The organism is Biostraticola tofi (assembly GCF_004343195.1).
Taxonomy (GTDB): Bacteria; Pseudomonadota; Gammaproteobacteria; order Enterobacterales; family Enterobacteriaceae; genus Biostraticola; species Biostraticola tofi.
This window is the reverse complement of the sequence record NZ_SMCR01000003.1, coordinates 371,683-396,701: the sequence shown is the minus strand read 5'-3', so window position 1 is coordinate 396,701 and position 25,019 is coordinate 371,683. Positions and strand designations below refer to the sequence as shown.

The following is a 25,019-nucleotide window of genomic DNA, read 5'->3' as shown; positions in this document are numbered from 1 at the left end:
GACTTTATCTGCCCTGTGCCAGAATGCTTACTTAGCTCATCAATTGTACTGCTTTTCGCACATTGTGAGAAGCAGTCGCCCAAAGTCAATAAGAACAGTCTTACAAAATTCAATTACGCCCTATACATCCAGGCTTATCGTTACGTTTGGGTTTTGCGGGAAATGCTACCATTTAATAAACCTAGTTTACAGTAAAGTGAGTAAAACTAGCTAAAGATGACATATAGAAATTCCACACTGCACATCATTAACTTTTCACCCTGATAGGCTCGGATGCCGCCGGTTCGCAGCGAAGACTCTGAGTGATTGAATAGCCCTAGCGGGCAAGCCTGGTCATAGCACGACCATTTCACCCGGCAATCCAGTTTATGAAAATTTTGCGAATTGGCGGCCGGTGAAAATAAAGGTTTAAACCGACAGAGATGGCGGTTGTGAGAAAATTTGACTTATCGCCGGTTCGGCGGGTAATGATAGGAATATGCTTAGCACATATTGTGGCTCTATATATCTAGACCGTTGTAATAGTCATAAAAAAGCCAACATAGGCTTCAGGCCCATGTTGGCTCAACGAGGTAAGCTGATTGTTACATGTGATTGATAATGGCATCACCAAATTCAGAACATTTCAATAGCTTAGCCCCTTCCATCAAACGTTCAAAATCATAGGTTACCGTTTTCGCCGCAATTGCCCCTTCCACACCCTTCACAATCAGATCTGCAGCGTCGAACCAGCCCAGATGACGCAGCATCATTTCCGCAGACAGGATGACCGAACCGGGGTTGACCTTATCCTGGCCGGCATACTTCGGCGCAGTGCCATGAGTGGCTTCGAACAAGGCGCATTCGTCGCCGATATTGGCGCCAGGGGCGATACCAATGCCACCGACCTGGGCGGCCAGAGCATCGGAAATGTAGTCGCCATTGAGGTTCATACAGGCGATAACATCATATTCTGCCGGACGCAGCAGGATTTGCTGAAGGAAGGCATCGGCAATGACGTCCTTGATGATGATGTCTTTGCCGGTGTTGGGGTTCTTGATTTTCACCCATGGGCCGCCATCGATCAGCTCGCCGCCAAACTCTTCGCGCGCCAGTTGGTAGCCCCAGTCCTTGAAGGCACCTTCGGTGAACTTCATGATGTTGCCCTTATGCACCAGCGTCACCGAGTCGCGCTCGTTGGTGATGGCGTATTCAATGGCGGCTTTTACCAGACGCTTGGTGCCTTCTTCGGAACAAGGCTTGATACCGATACCGCACTGCTGTGGGAAGCGGATTTTCTTGACGCCCATTTCTTCCTGCAGGAACTTGATGACTTTTTCAGCTTCTGGGCTGCCTGCTTTCCATTCGATACCGGCATAGATATCTTCGGCATTTTCACGGAAAATCACCATATTGGTCAGTTCAGGGTGCTTGACCGGACTTGGCGTGCCCTGATAGTAGCGGACCGGACGCAGGCAGATATACAGATCAAGCTGCTGGCGAAGGGCTACGTTAAGCGAGCGAATGCCGCCGCCGACCGGCGTGGTCAAGGGGCCTTTGATCGCCACGCGATATTCGCGAATCAGCTCCAGGGTTTCTTCAGGTAACCAGACGTCGTCGCCATAGAGGTGAGTGGATTTTTCACCGGTATAGATTTCCATCCATGAGATTTTACGTTTGCCCTGGTAGGCTTTCTCAACCGCAGCGTCAACAACGTGGATCATCGCGGGGGTGACGTCGACACCGATGCCATCACCTTCAATAAAGGGAATGATGGGGTTTACCGGCACTTCCAACTTACCCTGAGCGTCAACCGTGATTTTCTGACCTTCTGCGGGAACAATGACTTTGCTTTCCATCAACCTCTCCTTCAGGCGCACTTTTGTTAATGACTTGTAAGATTCGTGTCAATAATACTCGAATAATATCGCTGAGCCAATTCAAACTGATTTGCAGTATAATGCCCTTAATGTTAACTGATGCATAGACAATGGCGAACTTCCCTATTAAAAATCACAACGTTAAACGATTCAGCCACCGAAAGGAGGCGCCTGTGATGCGCGGTCCGCGTGTTGTGGTCATATTCAATAAACCGTATGACGTCCTGCCGCAATTCAGTGACGACAGCGGACGCACGACGCTGAAAAATTTTATTCCACTGCCTGATATCTATGCCGCAGGCCGGCTGGACCGCGACAGCGAAGGGCTGATGATCCTGACCAACGACGGCAAGCTGCAGGCCAGACTTACCCAGCCGGGACAAAAGACCACAAAAGTCTATTATGCTCAAGTTGAAGGAATTCCTACTGCGAGCGACCTCACAGCCTTTCGCAGAGGCATGATGCTTACCGACGGCAAGACCCTGCCTGCAGAGGCCGAGTGCGTGGACGAACCGGAGTGGCTATGGCCGCGCACGCCCCCGATCAGAGAGCGTAAGGCCATCCCGACTCAGTGGCTGCGAATTACGCTTCACGAAGGCCGCAACCGCCAGGTACGGCGGATGACCGCCCATATCGGCTTCCCCACGCTTCGCCTAATACGGTTCCAGTTGGGTAATCGGGACCTGGCTGACCTGGCACCCGGCGAATGGCGAGAAATCGAAATGATATGATCGGCTGGTATTGGCCGGCAGCCCCCATGCAGCCCCCATGAGAATGCCAAGGAGTACGCATGTTCAAACCTCACGTTACAGTGGCCTGTGTGGTGCAGGCGGAAGATCATTTCCTGATTGTCGAAGAGACCATTCATGGCAATCCGCGCTGGAACCAGCCGGCTGGCCATCTTGAGGCGGATGAGACCATTATTCAGGCCGCCTCGCGCGAATTATGGGAGGAGGCGGGTATCAAGGCGCTTCCCCAAAGCTTTCTGGCCATGCATCAATGGATTGCGCCGGACAGCACCCCGTTTATGCGCTTCCTGTTCGCCATCGATCTTCCCCGGCGCATCACCGCCATTCCCCAGGATGACGACATCGATCAGTGCCACTGGCTGAAAGCGGATGAGATACTGTCCTCATCTCAGTTGAGATCGCCGCTGGTGGCGGAAAGTATTCGCTGTTACCAGCAACAGAGCCGGTATCCACTGGATATTCTCAAAGCGTTTCAGTGGCCATTTAGCGCATAATGGCCTTTTGGTGCCGGTGGTTGCCCGTTCAGGTGGCGAGCCGGTGCCAAACAGTGATAAAATCACTCGCTTGTTCCCGTCATCCGTTTTATCCGTTCGTGAGAATCCCATGTCAGAAAACAGTCAGAAAAAAGTGATCGTCGGTATGTCCGGCGGCGTCGACTCATCCGTTTCCGCTTACCTGCTGATGCAACAGGGTTATCAGGTGGAAGGGCTGTTTATGAAGAACTGGGAAGAGGATGACGACCAGGAATACTGCTCCGCCGCCAACGATCTGGCCGACGCGCAAGCGGTATGCGACAAGCTGGGTATAGCGCTGCACACCGTTAACTTCGCCGCAGAATACTGGGATAACGTGTTTGAGCATTTCCTGGCTGAATACCAGGCCGGCCGTACCCCCAACCCGGATATCCTTTGTAATAAAGAGATCAAGTTCAAGGCGTTCCTGGAATTTGCCGCCGAAGACCTGGGGGCAGATTATATTGCGACCGGCCACTACGTGCGGCGCGTCGATGATGAACAAGGTCAGAGCCACCTGCTGCGCGGTCTGGATGACAATAAGGACCAGAGCTATTTTCTCTACACCCTCAGTTCAGCGCAGATTGCCCAGTGCCTGTTTCCGGTCGGCGAGCTTGCCAAGCCGGAGGTAAGGCGCATTGCTGCCGAGCTGGAACTGGTTACCGCTGATAAAAAAGATTCCACCGGTATCTGTTTTATCGGCGAGCGCAAGTTTCGGGAGTTCCTCGGGCGTTATCTGCCGGCACAGCCGGGCCGGATCGTCAGCACCGATGGCGAAGTGGTCGGCCAGCATCAAGGACTGATGTACCACACGCTTGGACAGCGCAAAGGCCTGGGCATCGGCGGCACACGCGAAGGCAGTGAAGACCCCTGGTATGTGGTGGACAAGGATATGGAAGCCAATCAACTGGTGGTTGCCCAGGGCCATGAGCACCCCAGACTGATGTCAACCGGACTGATAGCCGGTCAGCTTCACTGGGTAGATCGCAAACCGTTGACCGGCCCCCTGCAGTGCGTGGTCAAGACCCGCTACCGCCAGAACGATATCCCCTGCACCGTCGAGCCGCGCGGTGACAATGAATTGCTTATCACCTTCAGCCAGCCGGTGGCAGCGGTAACCCCTGGCCAGTCAGCGGTATTTTACCTGGCGGAGCGCTGCCTCGGCGGCGGCGTGATTGAAAGCCGGATAAAGCTTACCGACTGACGCTGGCTAGCGGCCAGGCGACCGCCGGACCTGACACCCTCCGCCGGCAACCCGAGAAGCGGGTTTATTCTTGTCGACGCGGCATAAATTCGCTGCCGCGCCCTATCCATGTCTGGGTTTACGCCTGGATTTGTGGCATGATCGACAACAAAGCTGTACAGGTTTATTTATAATGAATATGGCATCTGTCACCCCGTCGGACGGACAGGCGTTAGCGCATAATCAGGATGTGCACGGGAGATATCTTGGCTAAGAATTATTATGACATTACGCTGGCGCTGGCGGGTATCTGCCAGAGCGCCCGTCTGGTACAGCAGTTGGCCCATCAGGGTCAGTGCGACGAGCAGCCGTTCAGTGTCTCGTTAAACAGCCTGCTGGATCCCAATCCTCCCTCAACCCTGGCGGTCTTCGGCAACGCCGAGTCCAATCTCAAACTCGGGCTTGAAGCGATGATGGGGGTGCTTAATGCCAACCGCGAGGGCCTTGGCGCTGAGTTGACGCGCTATACCCTAGGATTGATGGTGCTTGAACGAAAGCTTAACGCCAACCAGGATGCTTTAAGCGAACTGTCGAAGCGTATCGGCCAGCTTGACCGTCAGCTGTCCCATTACGATTTATTGTCCGATACCCTTATCAGCGCCCTGGCCGCCATTTACGTCGATGTCATCAGCCCACTGGGGCCGCGTATTCAGGTTACCGGAACGCCCGCCCTGTTGCAGAATACGCAGATACAGGCAAAGGTCCGCGCTACGCTGCTGGCGGGAATACGCTCAACCGTCCTGTGGCAGCAGGTGGGAGGTGGCCGTCTTCAGTTAATGTTCGGCCGTAACCGCCTTTTCAAGCAGGCAACACAGATTCTTGAACAATGTTAACATCACTCCAGGAGTTGCAATTGATGGAATTATCCTCTCTGACCGCCGTCTCTCCGGTTGACGGCCGCTACGGCGAGAAAGTCAGCGCCTTGCGCGCTATTTTCAGCGAATACGGTTTGCTGAAAAACCGCGTGCTGGTTGAAGTCCGCTGGCTGCAGAAGTTGGCAGCGTGCGCCGACATTAGGGAAGTTCCGCCTTTTGATCAGAACGCAAACGATTACCTTGATAGCATAGCCGCCAACTTTTCGGTTGAAGACGCTGAGCGTATTAAAACGATTGAACGTACGACCAATCACGACGTCAAAGCGGTAGAATATTTTTTGAAAGAAAAAGTGGCCGCCGTGCCGGCGCTTAACAACGTATCGGAATTTATCCACTTTGCATGCACTTCGGAAGACATCAACAACCTTTCCCATGCGCTGATGCTGCAGTCAGCCCGTGCAACCGTCATCCTGCCCTACTGGCGTCAAATCATTGACGGCATCAAGGCTCTGGCTGCCAAATACCGCGATATTCCTCTGCTGTCACGCACCCATGGACAGCCGGCTACCCCCTCGACCATCGGCAAAGAGATGGCCAATGTCGCTTATCGAATGGAGCGACAGTACCGCCAATTATCGCAAGTGGAAATCCTCGGGAAAATAAATGGAGCCGTTGGGAACTACAATGCGCACATCATCGCCTACCCCGATATTGACTGGCATCGTTTTAGTGAGGAATTCGTCACTGGGCTGGGGATAAGCTGGAACCCCTACACCACCCAGATCGAGCCGCACGACTATATCGCCGAGCTATTTGACTGCCTGTGCCGGTTCAATACCATCCTTATCGATTTTGACCGGGATATCTGGGGATACGTGGCGCTGAATCACTTTAAACAGCGGACTGTCGCCGGTGAAATTGGCTCGTCAACCATGCCCCACAAGGTCAACCCGATCGACTTTGAAAATTCAGAAGGCAATCTTGGGCTAGCCAATGCGGTCATGGGGCACCTGGCAGCCAAACTGCCGGTGTCGCGCTGGCAGCGGGATCTTACTGATTCAACCGTGTTGCGTAATCTGGGCGTCGGCATTGGCTATGCGGCTATTGCTTACCAGGCAACCCTGAAAGGCATCAGTAAACTGGAAGTCAATGAATCCCACGTTGTTGCTGAACTGGATCAGAACTGGGAAGTGCTGGCTGAGCCGATACAAACGGTAATGCGCCGTTACGGTATTGAGAAACCTTATGAAAAGCTCAAAGAGCTGACACGCGGCAAGCGGGTCACAGCTGCCGATATGCAGGTGTTCATTGATGGCCTCCCGCTGCCGGCGGCGGAAAAGACCCGGTTGAAAGCGATGACCCCGGCAAATTATCTCGGCGACGCTACACGCCTGGTTGATGACCTGAAATAATCACGCTTCTTAAAAGGAACCGGCGCACCGAGTCGGTTCCAGCTCTGTTTAAGTAAAGTTTAGTCGTCTTCTGGGATACTCCTTCCTTAAGACGTCCGTTATGAGAGGAATGGTCTTACTGGCTTACAGAGGCAGGCTCCTGTGGCTTGTTACTGGCGATTAGATTTAGGAGTTGCGATGCGAGTTCTGGTCATTGAAGATAATTCTCTTCTTCGTCACCACCTGACGGTACAAATGCGTGAAATGGGTCATCAGGTGGATGCGGCTGCCGATGCAAGAGAGGCGGATTATTTTTTACATGAGCATCCGCCTGATATAGCTATCGTCGATCTTGGCCTTCCCGACGAGGATGGACTGAATCTGATCCGTCGCTGGCGCACTCATCAGGTAAAAATCCCGATTCTGGTGCTGACTGCCCGTGAGGGCTGGCAAGACAAAGTCACCGTGCTGGAAGCCGGTGCGGATGATTATGTCACCAAGCCGTTTCATCTCGAAGAAGTGGTTGCGCGAATGCAGGCGCTGATGCGTCGTAACAGCGGGCTGGCCTCGCAGGTCATCAGCCTGCCGCCCTTTCAAATCGACCTCTCGCGCCGCGAGCTGACGATCAACGAAGAGCTGATAAAACTGACCGCCTTCGAATATACCATCATCGAAACGCTGATCCGTAATGCCGGCAAAGTCGTGAGCAAAGATTCGCTGATGCTGCAGCTTTATCCTGATGCCGAACTGCGGGAAAGTCATACCATTGATGTACTGATGGGACGTTTACGCAAGAAAATGCAGGCCGACTACCCGAATGAAGTCATTACGACAGTTCGTGGCCAGGGCTATCGCTTTGATGTTAACTAGGCTTTATGACCCTTTTCAAGTATCACCATAAAAAACCGTTTTCGCTTCGGGTCAGATTTTTATTGGCTACCGCGTTCGTTGTCATGTCGCTTTCACTAAGCTATGGAATGGTCGCAGTCATTGGCTACAGCGTCAGTTTTGACAAGGCTTCTTTTCGGCTGCTGCGTGGCGAGAGTAATCTGTTTTTCAGCCTTGCCCAATGGAAAGACAATCGTCTTTCCATTGCGGTTCCACCGAACATAGATATCAATTTTGCCGCTCTGGTACTGATTTACGACGAACATGGCCATATTTTATGGCGCCAGCGCTATGTCCCCGCGCTGGAGTCTCGACTGAAGCAGGATTGGCTGGCGAGGGACGGCTATTTCGAGCTGGATACCGATACCCGCACCTCAAGCGCGGTGCTGGGAGATAACCCACGAGCGCAGAATCGGCTGAAGGAATTTGATAGCAACGACAGCAATGCCCTGACCCATTCGGTCGCCGTTAATCGCTACTCGGCGACCGATCGTCTGCCCGCGTTAACGGTGGTTGTGGTCGATACCATTCCCCATGAACTCCAACGTACCGACCTGGTATGGGAGTGGTTTAGCTATGTACTGCTGGCCAACCTGCTGCTGGTGATGCCATTGCTGTGGCTGGCTGCGCACTGGAGTCTCAGGCCGATTAAAAATCTGGTGCAGCAGGTGCATGAACTGGAACTCGGAGAACGCGACAGACTGGATGAAAATCCGCCGCGCGAGCTGGGTATCCTGGTGCGCAATCTGAATATTCTGCTTAATAATGAACGCCAGAGATACCAGAAATACCGCTCCACCCTGTCGGATCTGACCCACAGCCTGAAAACCCCGCTTGCGGTGATGCAGACCACCCTAAGGTCGGTACGCACCGAAAAAGGCAGTAATATCGAGCAGGCTGAGCCTATCATGCTTGAGCAGATAAGCCGTATTTCCCAGCAAATCGGCTATTACCTCCATCGCGCCAGCGTCCATTCCGATCACAATGTGCTGAGCCGTGAGCTGCATTCGGTTCCGCCGCTGCTCGACAGCCTTTGCTCAGCGCTTAACAAAGTGTATCAGCGCAAGGGGGTGTCGATTTCGCTGGATATCTCGCCTGAGCTCACCTTTATCGGCGATAAAAATGATTTTATGGAAGTCATGGGCAACATTTTGGATAACGCCTGCAAGTATTGCCTGGAATTCGTCGAAGTGAGCGCCCGAGCCTGTGATAACGAGCTGCACGTGCTGATTGACGACGACGGCCCCGGCATTCCGGCATCCAAGAGAACGATGATTTTCAAACGCGGCCAGCGCGCCGATACCCTCCGTCCGGGACAGGGGTTGGGATTATCGGTTGCGGCCGAAATTCTGGAACAATATGAAGGTGATATACTGGTGGGTGAAAGCGCCCTCGGCGGCGCATTGATTGAAGTCATCTTCAAGCGTCAGCAGGGATCTCATCCTGATGAAGACTGATATCCCCGGCCGAAAAGGATAACGCTTTTCGGCCGGTCGGATAATTTAAACCGCGCCGTGCCCGGCTATCCGTTATAATCCATAGTGTTTCCCCCTTTGTTGGAATTGACTATGGACTATCAACTCGATCTCGATTGGAACGAATTTCTGCAGCGCTACTGGCAAAAGAGGCCGGTGATTATCAAACGCGCATTCTCGGGTTTTATCGATCCGCTCTCGCCTGACGAACTGGCCGGCCTTGCCATGGAAAACGAAGTCGATAGTCGTTTGGTCAGTCATGATGACGGCCGCTGGCAAGTCAGTCACGGTCCATTTGAAAGCTTCGATCATCTGGGCGAGACCAATTGGTCGCTGCTGGTTCAGGCCGTAGATCACTGGCACGAGCCCTCCGCCGCACTATTGCGGCCCTTTCGCCGGCTGCCAGACTGGCGGATCGACGATCTGATGATCTCATTCTCGGTCCCCGGCGGCGGCGTCGGTCCCCATTTCGATCAATATGACGTATTCATCATCCAGGGCGCTGGTCGTCGCCATTGGCGAGTCGGCGATAAAACGCCTTTGAAGCAGCATAGTCCTCATCCTGACCTGCTGCAGGTTGAGCCCTTTGAAGCGATTATCGATGAGGAAATGGAACCTGGCGATGTGCTATATATCCCGCCTGGATTCCCTCATGAAGGCTATGCTCTTGAAAACGCGCTGAATTACTCAGTTGGGTTCAGGGCGCCCAGTAGCCGGGAGCTGGTAAGCGGTTTTGCCGATTATGTGCTGGCCCAGGAGCTGGGAAGTTATCGCTACACCGATCCAGATATTCAGCTGCGAGAGGATCCGGCGCTGGTGCAGCCTGCCGAAGTGGATGCACTGCGCAACATGATGCTGGATCTGGTCAATCAGCCTACTGAGTTCAATAACTGGTTCGGCGAGTTTATTTCCCAGTCTCGCCACGAGCTGGATCTCGCCCCCCCTGAACCCCCCTATCAGGCAGGTGAAATTTACGATTTACTGCAGCAGGGCGAAGTTTTGCATCGTGCTGGCGGTTTACGGGTGCTGAAAGTAGGTGATGCCTGTTTTGTCAACGGTGAAAAAATGGTCACCAGTCAGCACCAGGCGGCAAGCGTAATGGCAAGTCATTATCAGGTAAATAGCGATCTGCTGGGTGAGGCGCTGGACGATCCCTCCTTTCTGGCCTTATTGGCGGCGCTTATCAACAGTGGGTACTGGTTTTTTGTAAACTAGCCGGTCAGACAGTGAATTGCCTGTCGGCCGCTGCCTATAAAAAAACGGACCTGACGTCCGTTTTTTTTACCTGAAAACCACGAGGGGGTTGACCGCTTAAGCAGCACTTCAATACCTCAGCGCTTCAGTATATTAGGCATTCAGGCGTTAACGCACTCTCATGATTTATGTGGCTTACCTTTACTGTGTACCGCTGTCAATTCGGCAATACGCATGATGACCTGCACCGCTTTTTCCATCCCGTCTTGGGAGGCAAATTCATGCTTGCCATGATAGTTATAACCGCCGGTAAATAGATTCGGACAAGGCAGGCCCATAAAGGAAAGCTGCGCCCCATCGGTGCCACCCCGTATGGGTTTTATGATCGGCTCCAGGCCGCAATCTTTGATCGCCTCAGTGGCTATCTCTATGATTTGCGGGTATCTCACTACATGCTCGCGCATATTGTAGTAACTGTCTTCGATCGTCAGTTCAATATAACAGTCAGGATGCATTCCTTTGCCCAGTTCATCAGCCAGATCCAGCATCAACTGTTTACGTTGTTCAAAACGGGCGCGATCAAAATCACGCAGGATATAGTGCATTTCCGCCCGATCAACCGTACCCTTAAGGCTGGTCAGATGATAAAAACCCTCGTAGCCTTCAGTTGCTTCGGGCGTTTCATTCACCGGCATACGAGAGTGAAAGCGAGCGGCAAGCGAAAGCGCATTCACCATCACACCTTTAGCAGTGCCCGGATGCACATTGTTACCCAGAATTTTTATCGTCACTGATGCCGCATTAAAATTCTCATATTCAAGTTCGCCGATACCGCCGCCGTCCATGGTATAGGCCCATTCAGCGCCAAAACGCTCAACATCGAAGAACTGCGCCCCCTTGCCCACCTCTTCATCAGGGGTAAACGCCACCCGGATATCGCCGTGGGGAATTTGCTGGTGCCGAAGCCGGACCATGGCGGTAATGATTTCAGCCAGCCCGGCTTTATCATCGGCGCCCAGCAGGGTTTTACCATCAGTGGTAATCAGCGTGTGTCCCAATAGTTGATGCAGTACCGGAAACATCACCGGAGATAAAATTTCATCTCCGTTGCCAAGCGCAATATCGCCGCCCCGATAGTTCTCCACGACTTGGGGATTCACATGCTTGGCGGTATAATCCGGTGAAGTATCCATATGGGAAATAAAGCCGATCACCGGCACTTGCCAGGCCACATTGGCCGGCAGCGTTGCCATGAGGCAACCGTGATCGCTCAATGTAATATGCTCGAATCCCAGCGAGGTCAGTTCATCCTGCAACGCGCGGGCGAGCTTCCATTGTCCTTCAGTGCTGGGGACTTGTTTCACACCCGGTTTGGATTGGGTATCAAAAGAAACATAATTCAGAAAACGATCGAGTAATTTATCCATTTGTTCCGCCTGTCGCCTCACTTTCGCCTATTATGGGCAGCGACGATATTTCAAATATTGTGTCAGGTCAGTTTTCACCGCGTTAGGGAAAAAACTTACGCCCGGTTCAATCAAAACCTTAACATAACCTGCTGAGGCGACAAACTCTATAACCCACCAATCATTGCTAATCCGCCAAAGTATCCGGCTATTATTTACAGAATTTAATAAATTCTGGCGATTTTCAGACCAATGCATTCGGTTTGAGCATTCCCGACGCAATTGCTAGTGTAGTGCTTAAGGTAACGGGAAACGCTGAGAACGCATCAAAAGAAAAATGCTCCATGGCTATTTATGATTTCTTTGCTGAAAGAATCTATTTTGTTTGCCTGATTTCAGCCAGGGAATAGACACGATAAATAAGCGATGCCTGAGTCCCTAATCTTAATCTCAGTGAGAGTTCAACGCCCTTGACACGTTTTTCCCTCAAACAACCAAAAAGGAAATAATCATGCCAGGATGCTACAGTACAGGTACTAGTCACGTTAATTTTGTCCAAAGACCCGATTCTTCCCGCCCTTGTATCTAGAATGGCCCATCGCACAATGCGGCGCTAAGGGATGTCTGTAATGTTACCCATCAAATACTGAAAGATAAGATGCACCATAAAAAGCCGGTATCAGTTGTAGCAGGCGCGATTAATGGGCTTTTAGCAACGCCCCAGGCACCCATATTGGGCGCAATGGCCGGTGCGCTTAATGGTTCTCGGCATTATTAGTCCGGGACTGGATGCGATAAACGAGCTGGCATTACCGTATAGCGTTAAGTTCTAAGATTAACTATTCCGGCAACATGGTTAAAAGAGGCTCAAATCAAGCTATAAACCTATACTCCCGGTAGTTTGCCTTAAAAGGCAAATAACCAATGAGGATAGGCTAAAATAAATAAGAGGCAAAATCAGCAGAGGCTATACTGTTGCTGTCAGTATAGCCTCTAAATTTCCGCTCCATTGGAGTGAGTATCTGTTTATCCGCGCTGGGCGGCAAGACCGGTAATAAATTGATCCACATAGTCAGGAACGCATTGACTAGCCGGCCCATAAAATTTTTCTTCGAATTGGCTCTCTACTTGGCTTGGCTCCAGATTAAGCTCGACCGTTCTGGCTCCGCTGAGCCTGGCTTCATGCACAAAGCCTGCTGCTGGATATACATGGCCAGAGGTGCCTATCGAAAGGAAGTAATCCGCTTTAGTGATTGCCTGATAAATATCGTCCATTCCCAAAGGCATTTCACCAAACCACACCACATGAGGACGCAGTATGGAAGGAAACTGACAGCAGTGGCAGCGATCCTCCTCGAGGATGTCCCTGTCCCACTCAAGTATCTGACCGCTGCCGGTACAGCGTACCTTGAGCAGTTCACCGTGCATATGAATCACTCGTCGATTGCCGGCACGCTCGTGCAGGTTATCTATATTCTGCGTGACCAGCAGAAAGTTGTCGCCTAAAACCTGTTCAAGTTCTGCCAACGCAAAGTGGGCCGCATTAGGCCTGATATCCGGCTGCTGAAGCTGTCTGCGACGGGCATTGTAGAACGCCTGGACTTTAGCGGCATCTCGCCCAAATCCCTCGGGGGTAGCAACATCCTCCACCCGATGATCCTCCCATAGGCCGTCTGCTGCCCGGAAGGTCCTGATGCCCGACTCCGCCGAAATGCCCGCTCCTGTCAGTACCACCACAAAAGGTTTTTTCATCTTGGTTACCGCCATCGTGTCACGGTGGAAAATACGTAATCGCAGTCGCTGTACCCGAAGGCGTTTACTTTTACGAAACCGGATCAACCTTCGATGATTACGCATTCATCTTATATCCTTGAGACATGATTATCGGCCACTCAGTACTTTAGCGGGATCAATGCGGCTTGCACGCCTGGCTGGATACCAGCTGGCCAGCAGGCTTAGCAACAGCGCCGTGGCCAGAACGCCTGCGACGTCCCTCCAGTGCAGCTCGGTCGGAAGGAAATCGATAAAATAGATATCCCCGGATAACAACGGATGCCCCATCACATTCTCGATGCCCTTGACCAGTGTCGTCAGATTAAGCGCCACCAGTACACCCACTACCACGCCGCAGATACTGCCGGTAAAACCGGATAACAGTCCGTACCAGATAAAAATAGCACGTGTCAGTCGGTCCTTGGCGCCCAGAGTGCGCAATATCGCGATATCGCCGCTTTTATCTTTGACCGCCATGACCAGCGTCGACACGATATTAAAGCAGGCCACCCCGATGACCAGTACCATCGCCAGGTACATGATGGCGCGGACCATCTGAATGTCCCGATACATGTAGCCATAGGTGCCTATCCAGCTTCGTATATAGACGTAGGCCTGGGTCACTTCGCCCGCATCGCGCACCAGCTTATTGGCGGCGAACACATCGTTGACCTTGATGGCAATGCCGCTGATATCCTGGCCCTTGTCAAGATACTGCTGGGCATCAGCCAGCGGCACCATGGCGAAGCTGTGATCCAGCATACCGCTCAGGGAAAGAATGCCGCTGACCTGCAGGCGAATGCGCTTGGGCTGCAACAATTTCATCTGCGGGTCGGCATTGGGGATCATCACGGTCAGCCAATCACCCGGCTTGACCTCTAGCTGTTGCGCTACGCCCTTACCAAGAATGATTTGCTGCTTTCCAGCGGTAAACTGTTGCCAGGCATCACCTTGAATGAATGAAGGCAGAGCGCTCAGCCGGGATTCCTTTGCCGGATCCACCCCTTTTACCTGAATGGCCTGCAGCTTGGCGCCCCGTTCAATCAGTCCGGTAAAATTAACATACGGCGCTGCGGCCACTATGCCCGCAACCTTCTCCACCCGCTTTATAACGCCCTGCCAGTCTGCGAAAGGCGGATTTACCGGTTCGATCTCGCCATGGGGCACCACCGCCAGAATGCGCTCATCCAGCTGACGTTCAAAACCGTTCATGGCGCTCAGACCGATAATCAGCACCGCCACGCCCAGCGCAATACCGATAGTGGAAATCACTGAAATCAGCGAGACCATGCCGCCCCGGCGCCTGCCGCGGCTGAAGCGCAAGGCAATCTGCAATGAAAGCGGCATGCCCCTCATCCGCGGGCTCCCAACAGATTACTGTCGGCCTGCAACTGCCCATCGCGCATTTCCAACTGGCGGTTTAATCGGCCAGCCAGCTGCAGATCATGGGTCACGACCAGGAATGCCGTGCCCTGTCGCATGTTCAGCTCGCCCAGCAATTCAAAAATACTGTCCGCCGTGCGTTTATCCAGGTTACCGGTCGGTTCATCGGCCAGCACCAGCGAGGGGCGATTGACCAATGCCCGGGCAATAGCGACACGCTGACGCTCACCGCCGGACAGCTCGGACGGGCGATGTTGGCTGCGCTTTTCAAGACCCACCGCCGCCAGCATTTCACGCGCATCCTTCTGCGCCTGCTGGGGAGTGCCTCCGCCAATCAGCAGCGGCATGGCCACATTTTCCAGAGCGCTGAAATCCGGTAGCAGATGATGGAACTGGTAGATAAAGCCCAGCCGGCGGTTACGCATCTGGGCGCGAGCCGGCGACGAAAGCCGGTTCAATTCCTGGCCCTCGAAAATCACTTCCCCGCTGGTCGGTTGGTCCAGCCCGCCCAGCAGATGGAGCAAGGTGCTTTTGCCTGAGCCAGAGCTGCCGACGATCGCCATCATCTCGCCAGGCTGCATGGAAAAACTGACGTCGCGCAGCACATCGGCATAAAGCTTACCCTCCTGATAGCGCTTGGTCAGGTGATTGCACTGTAATAAGGGTGTGTTATTCATAACGTAATGCCTCAGCGGGATGAGCGGCGGCCGCGCGCCAGGACGGATAAAGCGTAGACAGCAGTGCGACAACCATGGCCAGGATGGCAATGGTGACCACCTGCAACGGCTCAATCGCTACCGGTAAAGCCGCGCCGTCCAGAAGGGTACCGATTAACGGCATCAGATTATTTAATTGACTTGCAAGCAGTGCGCCCAGGCCGGCTCCCAGCACTGCGCCGATAATACCGGCGCTGGCGCCCTGTACGATAAACACCAGCATCACTTGCCGACGCGTCAGACCCTGGGTCTGCAAAATCGCGACTTCACCCTGCTTTTCCATCACCAACAGTCCCAGGGAGGTTATGATGTTAAAGGCGGCGACGGCAACAATCAGGCTCAGCAGCAGACCCATCATGTTTTTTTCCATGCGGACCGCCTGGAACAATTCACCCTTGCGTTCACGCCAATCTTTCAGCACCGTGCCCTCAGGCAGGCTCTGCCGGCTGAACTGGTCCACCGCCAGGGGTTTATCCAGCCACAGGCGCCAGCCGGTGACATTGCCCGCCGGGTAGCGCATCAGCCGTGAAGCATCCTGCTGATTGACCAGCAGTTCATAGCCATCAACTTCGCTGCTGGCATTAAACGTGCCGGCAACGGTAAACAGCCGCTGACTGGGTATACGCCCCATCGGCGTGAACTGGCTGGCGCCGGGCACCATCAGACGCAGCGGATCTCCGCGTTTTATCCCCAGCTGGCTCGCCAGCTGTTCGCCGATAATCACCCTGTAACCGCCAGGTTGTAATTGATCCATGCGGGTATTGACCAGAAAACGCGACAGCGGTTCATCATCTTCAGGATTAACGCCGAGCATAACGCCCACTGCGACACTCTTGGCGCTTTGCAGGATAACATCGCCGGTGGTCAGCGGCGCAGCCTGACTCACGCCGTCTAGCCTGCCCGCGACATCAAGGGTGATACGGCGCGGATCCAGCGAACCGGCCGGCGTGGTCAGCAGCGCCTGGGGCATGACGCCGAGAATATTATGTTCAAGCTCGCGCTCAAAGCCATTCATCACCGATAATACCGTGACCAGGGCCATGACGCCCAGAGTGATGCCGATGGTAGATAGCCAGGACACAAACCGCCCAAAGCGGTCTGAAGCCCGCCCGCGCATATAACGCAGGCCAATATATAATGCGACAGGTTGATACATTGAATTCCGTCTGGTGCGGTTGCTAAAGCAAAGTTGACAAGGATAATAAAGGGTACAACTCTATTATGGAACCACTAACCACCTCTGAAACCGGCTTTTATTCTTGTCCGGCTTAACAACATACGCCATCATGCCCACTGCATGAACCTATCGCCGCAGGCTATGCTGTAATAGCCATCCGCTGCAAGAGAAGAGATTTGACTTTGTTTATGTCTGAACCATATCGCTATGCCTTACCCACCCGTCCGGGCGAACAGCGGATCCTGGGACAACTGACCGGTGCCTCCTCGGCCGTGGAATGCGCCGCCATCGTCGATCGGTATGATGGACCGGTTATGCTGATAGCCCAGGATATGCAGAGCGCCCTGCGACTGTATGATGAAATTCGTCAGTTTACCCGGCATCCGGTACTTACCCTGCCCGATTGGGAAACGCTGCCTTATGACAGCTTCTCGCCCCATCAGGAAATTATCTCGGATCGGCTTTCCACCCTGTATCTGCTGCCATCGCTTGAGCGCGGCGTCATTATCCTGCCGATCAATACACTGATGCAGCGGGTATGTCCGCACTCGTTCCTGCGCGGCCATGCATTACTGATGAAAAAAGGCCAGCGCCTTTCCCGGGATAAACTGCGCGCCCAGCTGGAGCAGGCAGGCTATCGCAGTGTGGATCAAGTCATGGAGCACGGAGAATTTGCCACCCGTGGCGCCCTGCTCGACCTGTTCCCGATGGGCAGCGATGTCCCCTACCGGATTGATTTCTTTGATGATGAAATCGACAGTCTACGCCTTTTCGACGTCGACACTCAGCGCACGCTGCAGGAAGTCGAGCACATCAATCTGTTGCCGGCCCATGAATTCCCTACCGATAAAGCGGCCATCGAACTGTTCCGCAGCCAGTGGCGCGAGCAGTTCGATGTCAGGCGCGATGCTGAACATATTTATCAGCAGGTCAGCAAAGGCACCCTGCCGGCCGGCATCGAATACTGGCAGCCGCTGTTCTTTGCCGAGGCGTTGACGCCGTTGTTCAGCTACCTGCCAGCCAATACCTTGCTCATCAATACCGGGGACGTAGAAAGCGGCGCTCAGCGTTTCTGGCAGGACGCCGAGCAGCGCTATGAGAATCGCCGAGTAGATCCGATGCGCCCCCTGCTGGCGCCCCAGTCGCTGTGGCTTCGAGTGGACGGCCTTTTCAGCGAGCTCAAGCAGTGGCCCCGGGTGCAAATGGTCAATGAGCTGCTGCCGGAAAAGGCAGGCAACGTCAATATGGATTACCGGCCCCTGCCCGATCTGGCGGTTGAGGCGCAGAGTAAAGGGCCGCTGGAAAAACTGCGCCAATTCTGTGAACAATTCACAGGCAGCGTCATTTTTTCCGTCGAAAGCGAGGGGCGTCGCGAAACCCTGCAGGAATTACTGGCTCGCATCAAGCTTGGCCCCAAACTTATCAGCCGGCTTGAAGAAGCCGAGGGACATGGTTTTTACCTGATAATCGGTGCCAGTGAGCGCGGTTTTATTGATGTACCCGGCAACCGGGCGCTGATCTGTGAAGGTGATTTATTAGGCGAGCGAGTTAGCCGCCGTCGGCAGGATAATCGCCGCACCATCAATGTCGACACCCTGATCCGTAATCTGGCGGAGCTGCATATCGGTCAGCCGGTGGTGCATCTGGAACATGGCGTTGGCCGCTATGCAGGTATGACCACCCTGGAGGCAGGCGGCATCAAGGCCGAATATCTGATGCTGACCTATGCAGGTCATGACAAGCTCTATGTGCCCGTTTCTTCCCTGCACCTTATCAGCCGCTATGCGGGCGGTGCCGATGAAAACGCACCCCTTCACAAGCTGGGCGGCGATGCCTGGGCCCGAGCGCGCCAGAAAGCCGCGGAACGTGTGCGCGATGTGGCGGCTGAGCTGCTGGATATCTATGCCCAGCGCGCGGCCAAAACCGGTTTTGCCTTCAAACACGACAGGCAAAACTATCAATTGTTCTGTGAAGGCTTCCCGTTTGAAACCACGCCGGACCAGGCCCAAGCCATCAATGCGGTGTTGAGCGATATGTGCCAGCCGCTGGCGATGGATCGTCTGGTCTGCGGCGATGTCGGTTTTGGTAAAACCGAAGTAGCGATGCGCGCCGCCTTCCTGGCTATTGAAAATCACAAACAGGTCGCGGTATTGGTACCCACCACCCTGCTGGCCCAGCAGCATTACGATAATTTCCGCGACCGTTTCGCCAACTGGCCGGTTCGCATTGAAATGATTTCGCGTTTTCGCAGCGCCAAGGAACAGGCCCAGGTACTTGAGCTTACGCGTGAGGGCAAAGTCGATATTCTGATAGGCACGCATAAGCTGCTGCAAAATGACATCAAATGGCGCGACCTGGGGCTGCTGATTGTCGATGAAGAGCATCGCTTCGGTGTTCGACATAAAGAACGCATCAAGGCAATGCGGGCTGATGTCGATATCCTGACCCTCACCGCCACGCCGATCCCACGCACGCTGAATATGGCAATGAGCGGCATGCGCGATCTGTCGATCATCGCCACGCCGCCGGCCCGCCGCCTGGCGGTAAAAACCTTTGTGCGCGAGTATGACAACCTGGTGGTGCGTGAAGCCATCCTGCGTGAAGTGCTGCGTGGAGGCCAGGTGTATTATCTTTACAACGATGTGGAAAATATCGAAAAGGCCACGCACCGGCTGCAGGAACTGGTGCCGGAAGCGCGGATCGCCATCGGCCATGGCCAGATGCGGGAACGTGATCTGGAACGGGTAATGAACGATTTCCATCACCAGCGCTTCAATGTACTGGTCTGCACCACGATTATCGAGACCGGTATTGATATCGCCAATGCCAATACCATCATCATCGAACGCGCAGACCATTTTGGACTGGCGCAACTGCATCAACTGCGCGGCCGCGTCGGGCGCTCCCATCATCAGGCCTATGCCTATCTGCTGACGCCGCCGCCCAAGGCAATGAGCCAGGATGCCCATAAACGGCTTGAGGCCATTGCTTCACTGGAAGATTTAGGCGCGGGTTTTGCCTTGGCGACCCACGATCTGGAAATTCGCGGCGCCGGTGAATTGCTGGGCGAAGGCCAGAGCGGCCAGATGGAAACCATCGGTTTCACCCTGTATATGGAAATGCTGGAGAGTGCGGTGGAAGCCTTCAAGGCCGGGCGTGAACCCTCACTTGAAGATCTCACCAGCCAATTGACCGATGTGGAATTGCGTATGCCGGCGCTGCTGCCGGAAGAGTTCATCCCTGATGTCAATACTCGGCTGTCGTTCTACAAACGGATCGCCAGCGCGGCCGATGCCCGAGAAATAGACGACATCAAGGTGGAACTTATCGACAGGTTTGGCAAGTTGCCGGACCCTGCCCGGCATTTGCTAGACATTACGGTACTGCGACAGCAGGCACAGGCGCTGGGCATCAAGCGTATCGAGGGTAACGAGAAAGGTGGCTTTATCGAATTCAGTGACCACAATCGAGTTGACCCTGGCTACCTCATCGGCCTGCTGCAGCGCGACCCGAAAACCTATCGCCTGGATGGTCCTAGCCGATTGAAGTTCATCAAAATGCTGCCGGATCGTATGGAGAGGCTCACCTACATCAATGGATTGATTGAGGGGTTGCAGCAGCATCTGCTGCCCGGATAAGCATCAATGGATTAATTGAACGATTGCAACTGCATTTGCTGACCGGGCAAGTCCAGCCAGTGCAGAAGTCAGCCCCCGCCACGGGGATAGCGCCGGGGCGGGGGTCATGGAATGACGGCTGCGTGACCTTGCCGGTCAGGCCTGGCGGTTAAGAATCAGCTGGCCCTGCCTGTCGAGTGGGATTTTCATGCCTGGATCGCGATCCATGCGGATTTTGCCCTGCTCGTCGCCAATCTTATAGGTGACATCATAGCCAATTAGCTTTTGAGATTTTTCATATACGGTGCGACAACGCTGCTCATTGGTGGTGTAGGTGTCGCCATTCTGCAGATTTCCCTGAACCCGATTGCCGGCATAGCCGCCCGCCAAGGCACCGGCTACAGTTGCGACATCTTTACCTCGTCCGCCGCCGAACTGATGCCCAAGTACGCCGCCCGCCACGGCACCCAGCACCGATCCGGCAATTTTATTTTCGTCTTGCACTTGGCGGCGATGGGTCACCGCGACGGTCCGGCATTGCTGATTAGGCGTTTTGATGGTTTCGTTAATCGGCGATGCCGATACAACCTGGGCATATTTAGGGCTGGAGGAGAAGACATCCAGACCAGCCACTGCCGCTATCCCTGATGCTGCGGCGATACCGATGCCCACGCCTGCTAACATTGATTTATTCACGGGAAATCCTCCTGATGTGTTACCACGCTTTGAACATCACCGGCACGGACAGGCGATATTTTCATGCTGCGGCGATGTTCATGTCATTGGCATAACGCCTGTACTGCACGGCGGACGAGCGTGACCAGTTCCTGCCGTTGACATGAAGTCTGCACAAACATTAAGGCGTCAGCAATAAGACTATTTGCCTAAAAGCATAGCCGCGGTGGGCAAAAAGATAAGTTTGAGAAGATTCCTAAGCGGCTATCACTACGCGAGGATTTGTAGCAGGCAAAAAAAAACCTGGTGACGTTGTCACCAGGCCTGAGCTACACGACTGTGTTCTGCGTTTATCTGTCAGTGCAGTTTAAGATGAGGGCGGATGACTCGATTGATACGTCCTACCAGCATGATCAGGCCGGTCTTGAGATAGCCATGCAATGCTATCTGGTGCATTCGGTACAAGGAGATATACACGGCGCGGGCAATGCGTCCTTCTATCATCATCGAACCGCGCATCAGATTACCCATCAGACTGCCAACGGTGCTGAAGCGCGAGAGCGAAACCAGCGATCCGTGGTCTTTATAAGTATAGTCTTTCAGGGGCTGGCCTTTGAGCAACGCCAGGATGTTGTTGTGAGCCAGCGAAGCCATCTGATGTGCCGCCTGGGCACGTGGCGGTACAAAGCCGCCGCTGGGCAGCGGGCATGATGCGCAGTCGCCGATGGCAAAAATATCCGCATCCCGAGTAGTCTGCAGTGTCGGCCCTACCACTAGCTGGTTGGTGCGGGTAGTTTCCAGTTCGGCGATATCCTTGAGGAAGTCCGGTGCCTTGATGCCGGCGGCCCATACCATCAGTTCGGCCGGGATCAACTGACCGTCTTTGGTATGCAGCCCGGCGGCATCAGCCTGGGTCACCATGGTTTGCGTCAGTACGCTTACGCCCAGCTTGGTCAGCTCCTGATGCGCGGCTGCGGATATACGCGGCGGCAGAGCGGGCAGAATACGTTCGCCTGCTTCCACCAGCGTCACATTGAGGGCTTTACTGTCCAGCGCCTTGAAGCCATAGCTGTGAAGTTGCTGAACCGCGTTGTGCAGCTCTGCGGACAATTCCACGCCGGTGGCGCCGCCGCCGACGATAGCGATATTGACCCGTTCCTCCCCGTCATGCTGGGCCGAGAATCTCAGGAACAAGTTAATCATTTCGTTATGGAAGCGTTTGGCCTGCACCGGACTGTCGAGGAAAATACAGTGCTCTTTGACGCCGGGGGTACCAAAGTCATTCGAGGTGCTGCCCAGCGCCATCACCAAAAGATCATAAGGCAATGCACGGGCCGGTACCAACAGATCACCTGCGCCATCTCGGATCTCATCCAGATGCAGCACCTTCTGCTGCCGGTCAATATCGGTCAGGCTGCCGAGCTGGAAATGAAAATGGTGATTACGCGCATGAGCCATATAACTCAATGCATCCACGCCGTCATCCAGGGTGCCGGTAGCGACTTCGTGCAGTAGCGGTTTCCAGAGATGGCTGTTGTTCCGGTCAACCAGTGTGATCTCGGCTTTGTTTTTCCGTCCGAGCTTGCGGCCCAGGCTGGTGGCAAGTTCAAGACCGCCGGCGCCGCCGCCGACAATAACGATTTTTTTTAATGGTGATGTCAAAACGACCCCCTGGAATGTGAACCAAAAGTTAACTGAAGGTAAATTAAAATATCCTTAGATAACATAGGGTTCCTCTACATTAAACATCTGCTGGCGCCAGAATATCATGCTGAGGTCATTTGGTCATACCAAAATTGATATATATCAATTTATTTAAGAATGTCGGAAAACGCCGGAAAGCTTTATCTGATGATAATCAATAAACTAACATATCTCCCTTGGCAAATTCGTTACAGCTCCAAGGCTCTAACGGCGGCGAGTTGGATAAAGCTGACGCATTATCCCAACGTTTTAAATGCCTGAATGCGCTGCAGGTGCGGGGAGATATTTTTAAATTTATGCGTCTGAACATCGTCCCAGATGATTTCATAATAGGCCGACAGGTGTTTGGCGCTGCGCTGGCTGTCCAGCGCTTCATCGGTACGGGAGAGCAGAACCAGGCAGCGGTCGCGGTTTTTCTCGCGAAAATTGCTGACACATTTGGTCGCGATATCCAGATACTCTTCCGGCCGGTCGATCTTGCCCGGCATGTTCTCCTCGGGCCATAAATTGGGATTGACGATGACCTGCCGGATATCGCAAAGGAAACCGATGCGCTCAGCCCAGAATCCGCCTAGGCCTACCCCGCAAATCAACGGCCGTTCATCCGCGCACAGCTGCAGCATTTTATCGACTTCCTTCAGCAAGTGCTGCATATCATGGCGGGGATGCAGCGTGCTGTAGCCAATCAGCCGGACATCAGGATCGATAAACTGCAGTTGCAGCACCTTTTCATGGTTGCCGGGACTGTTCGAATCAAAGCCGGGTAAATAGATAATCATGCATATCCTCGTCGATGTTAGTCGCCTGAAAACGTCAGAAACCATTAACTGGAGCGCAGAGGCCACTGCTGCCTCACGCTGTATTCAGGGTAGTCAGCATAGCCGGAACGATCGGCAAATACCTGTTGATGGTACAACGTCAGGCCGGGGATCACTTTGATCAGCGACAGATTTTGCATTCGCCGGGGGCCGTCCGGTGAAGATGTTTCAGCGGCGCAGGCCCATACGGGCGCCGAGACAGTCCGCCAGTTCCGTGAACGCTTTTTCGCCGGTCTGCTGCCAGCGGACTTCGTACCACATCAGCATCAGGTAATCGACCCACGGCAGCCACCGGGCGATCTGGCGCAGCAGCTGTGGCGCAGTATAGTGCAGCCCGGATGCCTGGCAGTAATCGTCAATAAACTGCATCTGTTGCGGCCGGCTCACATCATTGCCGCGAAACAGCGCCGCCAGCTCGAGGGCGATATCGCCATCGCCGGCATATTCCCAGTCGATAAAATGCATCGGCTGTGCAGGATAGCTGCCGATAATCAGGTTGCCGGCGTGGATATCCATATGCAACGGCGCTACCAGCAGCGGCCGGGGCAACGTACTGCGGGTAAAGCGCTTATGCAGCTTGAGCCAGGCAGGCGTGCGCCGCGAGGGATCGACATAATGCCACCAGCGCAACAAGCGCTGAGGCAGCGCCAGCGGATAACCCAGCAACGGCATCTTATGCAGGCCGGACAGGCAACGCGCCAGACCGCCGTCGGCCAGGGTGTTCTGCCACTCGTCAGTTGAAAACGCCCTGCCCTTTATCCATTCAACCAGCAGCCAGCCGGGGGTCAGAGCCCAAGCACTGGGGGCCAGGTGACAGTGACGCAGCCGTCTGAGAATCCGATACTCTTGGCGCCGGCTGGCGCCGAGCAGGCTCTTGGCCTGCGAAGCCTCCCTGGCTAAGCCCTGCAGGCGGCCGGTGTCAAAGCGCCAGCTTTCCCCGGTGAGCCCCGACACCGGTTCATAGGTCACGCTTGCCGGACGACTATCAGGACACAACTGGGCGACCACCGCCTGCAGTTCCGGGTTATTCTTGCGTTGCACCTTTACCTGACCAGATAATTTCACCGGTCTGCACCAGCATCAGCTGCATTTCCAGTGAAGGTTGACGGGCATCGCCGCTGGCATCGCTGTAAAGCACATATTGGGCGCTGAGATAACGGGCCAGGCCCACCGCCTTGCTGCGGGATTCCAGGCTATCATCAACCGAGAGACCGAGCGTCATCTTGGCATTGGCCAGCTTTTCTTCGCCTATCACGCTGAATTTACTTTCCTGCGCCAGTGCCTGATAAAGACTGGCGGTGGCTTTGCCGGTCTGCAGATTACCATTGGTATTGTTTTTTACGCTGTTGATAAGCAGCACGCTGCCCGGTTCGACACCCTCGGCATTAAGCATTTTTTTGACCAGCGGAGTGACGCTGGCTTGCCAGTCGATGGTTTTTATCTTGGGCGGTGAAGGCACAGGCTGGAGAGGCGGCAGTTGAGGCTGTTCTGGCACCGTTACCGGCGGCTGCGGTTCAGCCGGCTCGACGGTAGCGGGCGGCTGCTCGGGTTCCGGCGTACGAGAGGGACAGCCTGCCAGCAGTAGCGCGGCCACGACGACAAACAGATATTTTTTCATCATATT

21 protein-coding genes are annotated in these 25,019 nt (G+C 54.1%); 9 read left to right on the top strand and 12 right to left on the bottom strand.

All coding sequences use genetic code 11. The annotated features are described in order from the left end of the window. Window positions 1–584: 584 nt before the first annotated feature. Window positions 585–1,838 carry an NADP-dependent isocitrate dehydrogenase gene (gene icd / locus EDC52_RS09200; protein ID WP_131865026.1) on the bottom strand — a complete coding sequence of 418 codons (1,254 nt, stop codon included), beginning with the start codon at window positions 1,836–1,838 and terminating at the stop codon, window positions 585–587. A 131-nt stretch (window positions 1,839–1,969) separates the two neighbouring features. Between icd and rluE the strand changes: the two genes are divergently transcribed. From rluE to EDC52_RS09160, 8 genes are all read left to right on the top strand, one after another. After that, window positions 1,970–2,590 carry a 23S rRNA pseudouridine(2457) synthase RluE gene (gene rluE, locus EDC52_RS09195; RefSeq protein WP_131865025.1) on the top strand — a complete coding sequence of 207 codons (621 nt, stop codon included), beginning with the start codon at window positions 1,970–1,972 and terminating at the stop codon, window positions 2,588–2,590. 59 nt (window positions 2,591–2,649) lie between these two features. Beyond that, window positions 2,650–3,102: an NUDIX domain-containing protein gene (locus tag EDC52_RS09190; RefSeq protein ID WP_131865024.1), complete on the top strand. Its 453-nt coding sequence runs from the start codon at window positions 2,650–2,652 to the stop codon at window positions 3,100–3,102. A 109-nt stretch (window positions 3,103–3,211) separates the two neighbouring features. Next, window positions 3,212–4,324 carry a tRNA 2-thiouridine(34) synthase MnmA gene (gene mnmA / locus EDC52_RS09185; protein WP_131865023.1) on the top strand — a complete coding sequence of 371 codons (1,113 nt, stop codon included), beginning with the start codon at window positions 3,212–3,214 and terminating at the stop codon, window positions 4,322–4,324. Window positions 4,325–4,569: 245 nt separating this feature from the next. Beyond that, a complete protein-coding gene (hflD, locus tag EDC52_RS09180) occupies window positions 4,570–5,196 on the top strand; it encodes a high frequency lysogenization protein HflD (protein WP_131865022.1) in 627 nt (208 codons plus the stop codon). 23 nt (window positions 5,197–5,219) lie between these two features. Then, complete coding sequence (gene purB, locus EDC52_RS09175; protein ID WP_131865021.1) at window positions 5,220–6,590, top strand: adenylosuccinate lyase; 1,371 nt, start codon at window positions 5,220–5,222, stop codon at window positions 6,588–6,590. Window positions 6,591–6,767: 177 nt separating this feature from the next. After that, window positions 6,768–7,439: a two-component system response regulator PhoP gene (gene phoP / locus EDC52_RS09170; protein ID WP_131865020.1), complete on the top strand. Its 672-nt coding sequence runs from the start codon at window positions 6,768–6,770 to the stop codon at window positions 7,437–7,439. Window positions 7,440–7,444: 5 nt separating this feature from the next. Beyond that, window positions 7,445–8,914 carry a two-component system sensor histidine kinase PhoQ gene (phoQ, locus tag EDC52_RS09165; protein ID WP_131865019.1) on the top strand — a complete coding sequence of 490 codons (1,470 nt, stop codon included), beginning with the start codon at window positions 7,445–7,447 and terminating at the stop codon, window positions 8,912–8,914. A 111-nt stretch (window positions 8,915–9,025) separates the two neighbouring features. Next, complete coding sequence (locus EDC52_RS09160) at window positions 9,026–10,147, top strand: ribosomal protein uL16 3-hydroxylase (RefSeq protein WP_131865018.1); 1,122 nt, start codon at window positions 9,026–9,028, stop codon at window positions 10,145–10,147. A gap of 158 nt (window positions 10,148–10,305) precedes the next feature. Here EDC52_RS09160 and pepT read toward each other — a convergent pair whose 3' ends face one another. The 5 genes from pepT to lolC all read right to left on the bottom strand — a co-directional run bounded on the left by pepT (window position 10,306) and on the right by lolC (window position 16,560). Continuing rightward, entirely contained in the window at window positions 10,306–11,553 is a 1,248-nt protein-coding gene (gene pepT, locus EDC52_RS09155) for a peptidase T (protein WP_131865017.1), read from the bottom strand. A gap of 1,005 nt (window positions 11,554–12,558) precedes the next feature. Next, entirely contained in the window at window positions 12,559–13,389 is an 831-nt protein-coding gene (cobB, locus tag EDC52_RS09150) for a Sir2 family NAD+-dependent deacetylase (RefSeq protein ID WP_131865016.1), read from the bottom strand. Between the two features lie 24 nt (window positions 13,390–13,413). Beyond that, complete coding sequence (gene lolE, locus EDC52_RS09145) at window positions 13,414–14,652, bottom strand: lipoprotein-releasing ABC transporter permease subunit LolE (RefSeq protein WP_131865015.1); 1,239 nt, start codon at window positions 14,650–14,652, stop codon at window positions 13,414–13,416. A gap of 5 nt (window positions 14,653–14,657) precedes the next feature. Beyond that, on the bottom strand, window positions 14,658–15,365 hold the full coding sequence (lolD, locus tag EDC52_RS09140; protein WP_131865014.1) for a lipoprotein-releasing ABC transporter ATP-binding protein LolD: 708 nt from the start codon (window positions 15,363–15,365) through the stop codon (window positions 14,658–14,660). After that, a complete protein-coding gene (gene lolC, locus EDC52_RS09135; RefSeq protein WP_131865013.1) occupies window positions 15,358–16,560 on the bottom strand; it encodes a lipoprotein-releasing ABC transporter permease subunit LolC in 1,203 nt (400 codons plus the stop codon). Before lolC ends, lolD begins: the two co-directional genes overlap by 8 nt. A 209-nt stretch (window positions 16,561–16,769) precedes the next feature. Here lolC and mfd point away from each other — a divergent pair, with 209 nt between their 5' ends. Continuing rightward, window positions 16,770–20,219, top strand: coding sequence for a transcription-repair coupling factor (gene mfd, locus EDC52_RS09130; protein WP_131865012.1), 3,450 nt, complete (start codon window positions 16,770–16,772; stop codon window positions 20,217–20,219). Between the two features lie 135 nt (window positions 20,220–20,354). Here mfd and EDC52_RS09125 read toward each other — a convergent pair whose 3' ends face one another. The 6 genes from EDC52_RS09125 to lpoB all read right to left on the bottom strand — a co-directional run bounded on the left by EDC52_RS09125 (window position 20,355) and on the right by lpoB (window position 25,013). Then, window positions 20,355–20,894: a glycine zipper 2TM domain-containing protein gene (locus EDC52_RS09125; RefSeq protein WP_131865011.1), complete on the bottom strand. Its 540-nt coding sequence runs from the start codon at window positions 20,892–20,894 to the stop codon at window positions 20,355–20,357. Between the two features lie 336 nt (window positions 20,895–21,230). Further along, entirely contained in the window at window positions 21,231–22,535 is a 1,305-nt protein-coding gene (locus tag EDC52_RS09120; RefSeq protein WP_131865010.1) for an NAD(P)/FAD-dependent oxidoreductase, read from the bottom strand. Between the two features lie 278 nt (window positions 22,536–22,813). After that, the gene (gene ycfP, locus EDC52_RS09115) at window positions 22,814–23,356 is read right to left on the bottom strand and encodes an alpha/beta hydrolase YcfP (RefSeq protein ID WP_131865009.1); all 543 of its coding nucleotides are present in this window, start codon (window positions 23,354–23,356) and stop codon (window positions 22,814–22,816) included. Between the two features lie 44 nt (window positions 23,357–23,400). Next, window positions 23,401–23,535, bottom strand: a complete 135-nt coding sequence (locus tag EDC52_RS20240; protein WP_268990346.1) for a hypothetical protein — start codon at window positions 23,533–23,535, stop codon at window positions 23,401–23,403. A 28-nt stretch (window positions 23,536–23,563) separates the two neighbouring features. Then, window positions 23,564–24,460 carry a phosphotransferase gene (locus EDC52_RS09110; RefSeq protein ID WP_230467985.1) on the bottom strand — a complete coding sequence of 299 codons (897 nt, stop codon included), beginning with the start codon at window positions 24,458–24,460 and terminating at the stop codon, window positions 23,564–23,566. Beyond that, window positions 24,420–25,013, bottom strand: coding sequence for a penicillin-binding protein activator LpoB (gene lpoB, locus EDC52_RS09105; RefSeq protein WP_131865153.1), 594 nt, complete (start codon window positions 25,011–25,013; stop codon window positions 24,420–24,422). The genes EDC52_RS09110 and lpoB overlap by 41 nt, the downstream gene beginning before the upstream one ends. Window positions 25,014–25,019: the final 6 nt, after the last annotated feature.

Excerpts from the sequence above, each read along its gene's own strand:
- icd (WP_131865026.1), bottom strand. The coding sequence starts at position 1,838 with ATGGAAAGCAAAGTCATTGTTCCCGCAGAAGGTCAGAAAATCACGGTT.
- rluE (WP_131865025.1), top strand. The coding sequence starts at position 1,970 with ATGGCGAACTTCCCTATTAAAAATCACAACGTTAAACGATTCAGCCAC.
- EDC52_RS09190 (WP_131865024.1), top strand. The coding sequence starts at position 2,650 with ATGTTCAAACCTCACGTTACAGTGGCCTGTGTGGTGCAGGCGGAAGAT.
- mnmA (WP_131865023.1), top strand. The coding sequence starts at position 3,212 with ATGTCAGAAAACAGTCAGAAAAAAGTGATCGTCGGTATGTCCGGCGGC.
- purB (WP_131865021.1), top strand. The coding sequence starts at position 5,220 with ATGGAATTATCCTCTCTGACCGCCGTCTCTCCGGTTGACGGCCGCTAC.
- phoP (WP_131865020.1), top strand. The coding sequence starts at position 6,768 with ATGCGAGTTCTGGTCATTGAAGATAATTCTCTTCTTCGTCACCACCTG.
- phoQ (WP_131865019.1), top strand. The coding sequence starts at position 7,445 with ATGACCCTTTTCAAGTATCACCATAAAAAACCGTTTTCGCTTCGGGTC.
- EDC52_RS09160 (WP_131865018.1), top strand. The coding sequence starts at position 9,026 with ATGGACTATCAACTCGATCTCGATTGGAACGAATTTCTGCAGCGCTAC.
- pepT (WP_131865017.1), bottom strand. The coding sequence starts at position 11,553 with ATGGATAAATTACTCGATCGTTTTCTGAATTATGTTTCTTTTGATACC.
- cobB (WP_131865016.1), bottom strand. The coding sequence starts at position 13,389 with ATGCGTAATCATCGAAGGTTGATCCGGTTTCGTAAAAGTAAACGCCTT.
- lolE (WP_131865015.1), bottom strand. The coding sequence starts at position 14,652 with ATGCCGCTTTCATTGCAGATTGCCTTGCGCTTCAGCCGCGGCAGGCGC.
- lolD (WP_131865014.1), bottom strand. The coding sequence starts at position 15,365 with ATGAATAACACACCCTTATTACAGTGCAATCACCTGACCAAGCGCTAT.
- lolC (WP_131865013.1), bottom strand. The coding sequence starts at position 16,560 with ATGTATCAACCTGTCGCATTATATATTGGCCTGCGTTATATGCGCGGG.
- mfd (WP_131865012.1), top strand. The coding sequence starts at position 16,770 with ATGTCTGAACCATATCGCTATGCCTTACCCACCCGTCCGGGCGAACAG.
- ycfP (WP_131865009.1), bottom strand. The coding sequence starts at position 23,356 with ATGATTATCTATTTACCCGGCTTTGATTCGAACAGTCCCGGCAACCAT.
- EDC52_RS20240 (WP_268990346.1), bottom strand. The coding sequence starts at position 23,535 with ATGCAAAATCTGTCGCTGATCAAAGTGATCCCCGGCCTGACGTTGTAC.
- lpoB (WP_131865153.1), bottom strand. The coding sequence starts at position 25,013 with ATGAAAAAATATCTGTTTGTCGTCGTGGCCGCGCTACTGCTGGCAGGC.